Raw genomic sequence first — 6,842 nt, 5'->3', positions numbered from 1 at the left:
GTCAACTTCAGTTCCGGCCCGATCATCCCGCTGCTCCGCGCCGCCAGCGCAGCAGCCGTCCCTCGAGGGGCCGCAGCACCAGGTACTCGAAGGCGAAGACCACGAGGATGAAGGCCGTCGAGTACGCCAGGATCCCCTTGATGTCGAAAAACTGGAAGAATACCGATATGCGGAAGCCGACGCCGCCATCCGAACCGAGCACCTCGAACACCAGCACGATCTTCCAGATCAGGCTCAGTCCGGTGCGGGCCGCGGCGAGGACGAAGGGCATCAGTTGCGGCACCCAGATCAGCCGCATGCGGCGCCAGAAGCTCAGCCGATAGGCGCGCGCCAGGTCGTCGTAGTCGCGCGCAAAGCTGCGCACCCCTTCGCGAATGGTGGTGATGACCAGGGGCAGCTTGTTGAGCACCACCGCCAGGACCAGTGCAAACTCGGTGAGTCCGAGCCAGATATAGAGCACGATGGCAATGACGATGGCCGGCAGGTTGAGCCCAATCACCACCCAGCTCGAGAACAGGCGGTCGAGAAAGCGCGAGCGTCCGAAGGATATGCCGATGGCCGTGCCGAGCAGCATGGCGATACCGAAGGCGAGGACGGCCCGGCTGAGCGTCTTTCCCAGATCTGCCAGCAGTTTGCCGTCGGTCAGGTGATGCCATAGCTCGACTGCGACCGTCACCGGGGTTGGAAACAGGCGCCCGGGAAACAGCATGGCCAGCACCTGCCAGGCCCCGAGCAGCAGCACGAGGCTGATCAGTTCCAGCGGCGCGGTGCGCTCTATTCCCCCGCGCTCCCGCCGCAACGCGGCGGAAGCCGGATCGGGCACCTGGGTGTCTATTTGCGATAGCCCTTCCAGAAGGTGCCCTCGGCGATCTCGGTCGCATCGCCGACCACATCCTTGCCGCCATACTGCGCCATGAGTGCGAAACTTTCCTCCGCCGGCTTCATGCTCGTGGCGGCGTACTTGGTGACGATGCCGGCGCGATAGTCGTCGCGCAACTGCGTGAACAGGGCATCATCGTCGCCGACATTCATCACCTCGCGGATCTGCTCCCAGACCGCATCGTCGGTCAGCAGCGCCTTCTTGGTCTCGAACGAGGCATCGAGGAAGGCCTTGAGGTCGGCCTTCCGCGTCTGCGCGGTTTCGTCGAAGAAGGCCCAGCCGAGCAGCGGCGGTGTCTGGGAAACGCCGAGATCCTTGAGCATGGCGGCGACCGAGATCAGTTCGGTCTTGCCGGCCAGCTTGGCGCGCGAGTTCCAGTTCCACAGGTTGAGTGCCGCCTGGGCCTGGCCCGTCGTGATCAGCTCGTTGACCAGTGGCGGCGCGCCGAACTTGGCATCGGCATCCTCGGTGAGATTGCCGCCCGTCAGCTTGTTGTACTCGGCCGCGAGGATCACATAGCTCTTGTCGACCGGGCTGCCGGAGACCGCGATGGTCTTGCCCTTGAGGTCGGCCACGCTGGCGATGCCGGCGGCCGGATCGACCACCAGCCCGCCCACCGTCAGCGAGTGCGGCACCATGGTGACCATGTTGCCCTGGTGGCGCTGCAGCGATACCCAGACGAAATCGGAGAGGATGATATCGACTTCCTTGGCCTGCAGGGCGATCTGGCCGGCCTTGCTGTCCGCGACGTCGCGCACCGTCAGCTCGAGCGCATGCTTGTCGTCGAGCCCAAGCGCGGCCATCGCCGCCAGTTCCCATTTGACCGTGCCGGTGGCCTGCACGCCCAGCGTCAGGCGCGCGGTTTCCTTGCCGTGCTGGGCGAGGCCGGAGCCGGTGGCGGCAAGGAGTGCCAAGGCGGCAAAAGTCAGCCGCATGAGCAGTGAACGCATGGATTTCCTCCCGTTAGGGGCACTTTTCGTGCCGTTGGAGCTAACACCCGCACTCATTGGTGATCGCTATATTGAGTATTGCCATCGCAGAGTTGCGCCTGGTGGATGCTGTGAGGATGAATTGCCTCATAACGAGGAGGAAATCCATGAAACACTTCGTCGCTGCCGTCGCCCTGGGCGTGGCTCTGCTTTCTTCTGCGCCGGCTCTGGCCGAGGGCAACCTCGCCTCGAACGGTACGGACCTGACGCTCGACATCAACACTGTCGATCTCAAGTTCTCGCAGAACGTCTGGGAACTCGAGACCGGCAAGTACTACCGCATCGCCATCACCTCGGACGGCAACGAGGAGATCGCCGTGGTGTCGCCGGAGCTGTGGCGCAATTCCTGGATCAACCAGATCGTCGTCAACGACCTCGAGGTGAAGTCCTACGGGCTGTACTCGGTCGAGTTCGACGACGGCGGCACCTTCAACATCTCGTTCGTGCCGCTCCGGCCCGGCGAGTACGACATCTACGTGCCCGGTTATGAAGACCGCGGCCTGAAGGGAACGTTCGTGGTCAAATGACGAGCGCCCGCTTTCCACTGCTGATCGGCGTCCTTGCCCTCGCGATGGCGCTGTTCTTTCTTGCCCTGGGGCCGGTACAGGCCGCGGGCACGGGGTACATCTTCGTGTCCACCGAGAAGGGCAACGAGGTCGTGGTCTTCGATCAGGACATGAACCTCGTCAAACGCATCGAGACGTCGCGCCGCCCGCGCGACATGCACTTCAATGCCGACAAGACGCTGCTCTACGTGGCCTGCGGCGACGACGACGCCATCGACGTGATCGACGTGGCGACGCTCGAAGTCATCGACACCATCCCCACCGGACCGAGCCCCGAGGTGTTCGCCTTCTCGCCCGACGAAAAGCTCGTCTACGTCTCCAACGAGGAGGACAGCCGGCTCGAGGCGATCGACATGGAGACGCGCGTCTCCATCCAGGACGTGCCGACCGGCGCCGAGCCCGAGGGCGTGCTGGTGATGCCCGACGGCAAGACCGCCTACGTCACCTCCGAAGTTGCCGACATGGTGCATGTCGTCGACACGGCAACCGGCGCGGTGACCAAGAACATCCTCGTCGGCACCCGGCCCCGCCGCTTCATCCTGACGCCGGACGGGTCGGAACTGTGGGTGAGTTGCGAGCTCTCCAGCGAGATCTACATCATCGACACGGCCACCAACGAGATCAAGGGCGACAGCCTGATCTTCGTGCCGCCGGGCTTCCGCGAGGAAGACGTGACCCCGGTCGGCATGGCGATCACCAGGGACGGCAGCAGGGTGCTGCTGAGCCTGGGGCGGGCCAACCACGTGGCGGTGATCGATGCGGTGTCGCACGAGGTGCTGGAGTACGTGCTGGTCGGCCGCCGCGCCTGGTCGGTCGACCTGTCGCGGGACGAGACCAAGGCCTACGTCGCCAACGGTCTGTCGGACGACGTGACCATCGTCGACATGGCGACGCTCAAGCCGATCAAGTCGGTCCCCGTCGGCCGCGTTCCGCACTCGGTGGTGATCGATGACTGACGTTCGCCCGCACTCGCTGCTGGCCGGTATCCTCCCGCTGGCGGCGTCGCTCCTGTTGAGCGGCGCCGCCATGTCGGCGGAGGTGAAGGTCGGCTACCTGGGACTGACCGACGATCCGCGCTACCTCGCCGATGTCACCTATGCCCGGATCGAGCTCAACCCCGCCGGCGATCCGGTGGCGGCGGCGAAGATGGGGCTCGCCGACCTCGAGATGGTCACCGCGGCGGTGGACAAGACGCTCCAGCTCGATCACCGCACCGCCGCCGATGCCGCCGGACTGGTTGACGCGATCAAGGACATGGCCGCTTCGGGCGAGCAGTTCATCATTCTCGACCTGCCGGCGCCGCTCACCGACGAGGTGGCCGCGGCGACGCGCGACCTGGGTGTGACCCTGATCAACGGCACCGCGCCGGACGACTTCCTGCGCAACCGCTGCCATCCCAACCTGCTCCACGCCGCGGCTTCCGACCGGATGGAGGCCGATGCGCTGGTGCAGTATCTGAGGACGCGCAACTGGACCAAGGTGCTGATGCTCGTCGGTCCCGAGACGCGCGACAAGGAGATGGCCGCGGCGTTCCGCCTGTCGGCGGAGCGCCAGCGGATCAACCTCGTCGATGAACGCGAGTTCACGCTGCTCGCCGACCCGGCCAACCGCGATGCCAACAACACCCTGCTGATCACCGGCGGTGTCGACTACGATCTCGTCTATGTCGCCGACAGCCAGGGCGAGTTCGCCCGCTACCTGCCCTATTCCACGCAATTGCCGCGCCCGATCATCGGCTCGACCGGGCTGGTCGCCTCCGAGTGGCACTGGGGGCTGGAGCGCTACGGCGCCCCGCAGGTCAGCTCGCGCTTCGCCGAGTTCGCACCCGAACGGCGCATGACCGGGCCGGACTGGTCGGTCTGGATGGCCGCCAAGGCGATCGCCACGGCCTACGCCAAGGCCCGCTCGGATGAGCCGGCCAAGATCGACGCCTACCTGCGTGGCAACCGCCTGAAGCTCGACGGATCCAAGGGCGTGCAGATGAACTTCCGCCCCTGGGACGGCCAGATGCGCATGCCGGTCGTGCTCTCCACCCACAACTCGGTGATCGCCATCGCCCCTCTCGAGGGCTACCTGCACCAGAACAATACCCTCGATACGCTGGGAACAGACGAACCGGAGCACAAGTGTCAGTAGGTGTTGGCCAACTCTGGCTCGGTGTCTACGCCATCACCTGGCGCGAGATCGCCAAGTTCCTGCGTCAGACCGAGCGGCTGCTCTCGGCTCTGGTGCGGCCGGCCCTGTGGCTGCTGGTCTTTGCCACAGGGCTGCACGACCTGCTCGGCGTCTCGATCATCGCGCCCTACGAGACCTACACGCCCTACCAGGAATATATCCTGCCGGGGCTCGTCGGCATCGTCATCCTGTTCCAGTGCATGCAGTCGGCCCTCTCGATGGTCTATGACCGCGAGGCCGGGGTGATGCGCGTCATGCTGGTGACGCCTCTGCCCCGCGGCTTCCTGCTGTTCGCCAAGATCACCGGCGCCACCATCCTGGGGCTGCTGCAGGCCTACGCCTTCCTGATCATCGCGAGGATGGTGGGCTACGGCCTGCCGGACTACGGCTACCTGACCGCCATCCCCGCCATCCTGCTCGCCGGGCTGATGCTGGGGGCCATCGGTCTGGTGGTCTCGGTCTATACCCCGCAGATCGAGAATTTCGCGGGCATGATGAACTTCGTGGTGTTCCCGATGTTCTTCCTGTCGTCGGCCCTCTATCCGCTGTGGAAGCTGCGCGAGGCCGGCGCCGACATCGTCTACTGGCTGAGCGTCGTCAACCCGTTCACCCACGCCGTCGAACTGATCCGCTTTGCCGCCTACGGCAAGCTCAACCTCGTCTCGCTCGGAGTCGTCGCCAGTTGTGCCCTTGTGGCCTTCGTGCTGGCTGCGCGCGGCTACGATCCGCAGGCCGGCGCCATCCGCACCGTCCGCCGGGCCTAGCCCAAGGCCCGCGCGCCCCTCGAGGCCCGCGCCCTGGCGCAGGCCCTCCGGCTTTGCGCCTGAACATGAAGTGCGCTAAGTACGCCCGGCAACCGCCCTGGCGGACGCCCTCGCGAATGCTCCTCGCCGGCACGACGTTCTCCGGGCGGAGGACAGTTCGTGCGTTGCGCGGCCTTCGGTCAGGCTGGAACCCAGCAGCGAACATCAGGCATCATTCCTCACGTGAGCATGTCGACAATCACCACGGCAACAGGGCACCTCAGCGCCAGGCGCTTCTCCGTCGCGCCGATGATGGACTGGACGGATCGACATTGCCGGTACTTCCACCGGCAGTTGAGCCGGCATGCGCTGCTGTTCACCGAGATGGTGACCAGTGCGGCCGTCGTGCATGGCGATCGGGAGCGGCTGCTGGGGTTCGAGCCGGTCGAGCACCCGGTGGCCCTGCAATTGGGCGGGTCGGACCCCGCCGAACTGGCCGAGGCAACCCGGATCGGGGCCGGGTTCGGTTACGACGAGATCAACCTCAATGTCGGCTGCCCGTCGGACCGCGTGCAGTCGGGGCGGTTCGGCGCCTGCCTGATGGCCGAGCCGGGCCTGGTGGCCGAGTGCGTTCGGGCCATGCGGGGCGCGACCGATGTGCCCGTCACGGTGAAGTGCCGCATCGGCATCGATGACCAGGATACCGAGGAAAGCCTCGATCGCTTCGCCGACCACATGGTCGAGGCCGGCGTCGCGGCGCTCTACGTGCACGCCCGCAAGGCCTGGCTGAAGGGCCTCAGTCCCAAGGAAAACCGCACCATCCCGCCGCTCGACTATCCGCGCGTGCATCGCCTCGCGGCGCGCCTGGCGCCGCTGCCGGTCTGCCTCAATGGCGGCATCGACGGGATCGAGGCGGCGCTGGCGCATCTGCCCGCCGTGTCGGGGGTGATGCTGGGGCGAGCCGCCTATCAAGATCCGATGCTGCTGGGGCAGGTGGATTCCCGCTTCTTCGGTGTATCCTCGCCCGCTCCGGACCTGCGCGCCATCATTGCCGCCATGGCGGACTATGCCGAACGGCAGCTCGGGCAGGGGGTCCGGCTCAACGCCATCACGCGCCACATGCTCGGCCTCGCCAACGGCCGTCCCGGCGCCCGCGCCTTCCGGCAGGTCCTCAGCGTCGAGGCGGCACGGCGTGGTGCGGGGCCCGAGGTGCTGTGGCAGGCCCTCGCCACGCTGGAACGGCACGAAACCGTCGCGGCCTGAGGGCAGGCGCCCGCGCCCTCAGGGCTTGCTGTCCCAGAAATCCGCCTGCAGCTGCGCCGCTTCCTCGGCCAGCAGCGGCCCGACGATCTCGGTCGGGCGCTGCCCGGCCTCGAAGACGACGTGACAGGGAAGATCGAGCGTCGGGTTCTCCTCGTGGGCGCCGGTCTGCGCCTTGAGGTCGCGCTCCGTCTGCCCGAACACCACGCGGCCGATGCCGGCCCAGTAG

General features: G+C 66.4%; 7 protein-coding genes and 1 pseudogene. 5 read left to right on the top strand and 3 right to left on the bottom strand.

What is annotated here, in order from left to right:
• Window positions 1–22 precede the first annotated feature (22 nt).
• Window positions 23–823, bottom strand: a complete 801-nt coding sequence (locus ACE3TU_RS16755; protein ID WP_374626223.1) for an ABC transporter permease — start codon at window positions 821–823, stop codon at window positions 23–25.
• An 8-nt stretch (window positions 824–831) separates the two neighbouring features.
• Complete coding sequence (locus tag ACE3TU_RS16750; RefSeq protein WP_374626221.1) at window positions 832–1,830, bottom strand: ABC transporter substrate-binding protein; 999 nt, start codon at window positions 1,828–1,830, stop codon at window positions 832–834.
• Window positions 1,831–1,976: 146 nt separating this feature from the next.
• Between ACE3TU_RS16750 and ACE3TU_RS16745 the strand changes: the two genes are divergently transcribed.
• The 5 genes from ACE3TU_RS16745 to dusA all read left to right on the top strand — a co-directional run bounded on the left by ACE3TU_RS16745 (window position 1,977) and on the right by dusA (window position 6,616).
• Window positions 1,977–2,396 carry a hypothetical protein gene (locus ACE3TU_RS16745; protein WP_374626220.1) on the top strand — a complete coding sequence of 140 codons (420 nt, stop codon included), beginning with the start codon at window positions 1,977–1,979 and terminating at the stop codon, window positions 2,394–2,396.
• Window positions 2,393–3,391 (top strand): PQQ-dependent catabolism-associated beta-propeller protein, encoded by a 999-nt coding sequence (locus ACE3TU_RS16740; protein ID WP_374626218.1) that lies wholly within the window; start codon window positions 2,393–2,395, stop codon window positions 3,389–3,391. Before ACE3TU_RS16745 ends, ACE3TU_RS16740 begins: the two co-directional genes overlap by 4 nt.
• Window positions 3,384–4,571 carry an amino acid ABC transporter substrate-binding protein gene (locus ACE3TU_RS16735; protein WP_374626217.1) on the top strand — a complete coding sequence of 396 codons (1,188 nt, stop codon included), beginning with the start codon at window positions 3,384–3,386 and terminating at the stop codon, window positions 4,569–4,571. The genes ACE3TU_RS16740 and ACE3TU_RS16735 overlap by 8 nt, the downstream gene beginning before the upstream one ends.
• On the top strand, window positions 4,562–5,374 hold the full coding sequence (locus ACE3TU_RS16730) for an ABC transporter permease (RefSeq protein ID WP_374626215.1): 813 nt from the start codon (window positions 4,562–4,564) through the stop codon (window positions 5,372–5,374). The genes ACE3TU_RS16735 and ACE3TU_RS16730 overlap by 10 nt, the downstream gene beginning before the upstream one ends.
• Before the next feature lie 228 nt (window positions 5,375–5,602).
• Window positions 5,603–6,616, top strand: a complete 1,014-nt coding sequence (gene dusA / locus ACE3TU_RS16725; RefSeq protein ID WP_374626225.1) for a tRNA dihydrouridine(20/20a) synthase DusA — start codon at window positions 5,603–5,605, stop codon at window positions 6,614–6,616.
• Between the two features lie 18 nt (window positions 6,617–6,634).
• Here dusA and ACE3TU_RS16720 read toward each other — a convergent pair.
• A pseudogene (locus ACE3TU_RS16720) lies at window positions 6,635–6,842 on the bottom strand (nucleoside deaminase); the annotation flags it as partial.

This window comes from Devosia sp. (assembly GCF_041917035.1).
GTDB lineage: Bacteria > Pseudomonadota > Alphaproteobacteria > Rhizobiales > Devosiaceae > Devosia_A.
The sequence above is the reverse complement of the archived record's forward strand: the minus strand, read 5'-3'. Positions and strand labels throughout refer to the sequence as shown.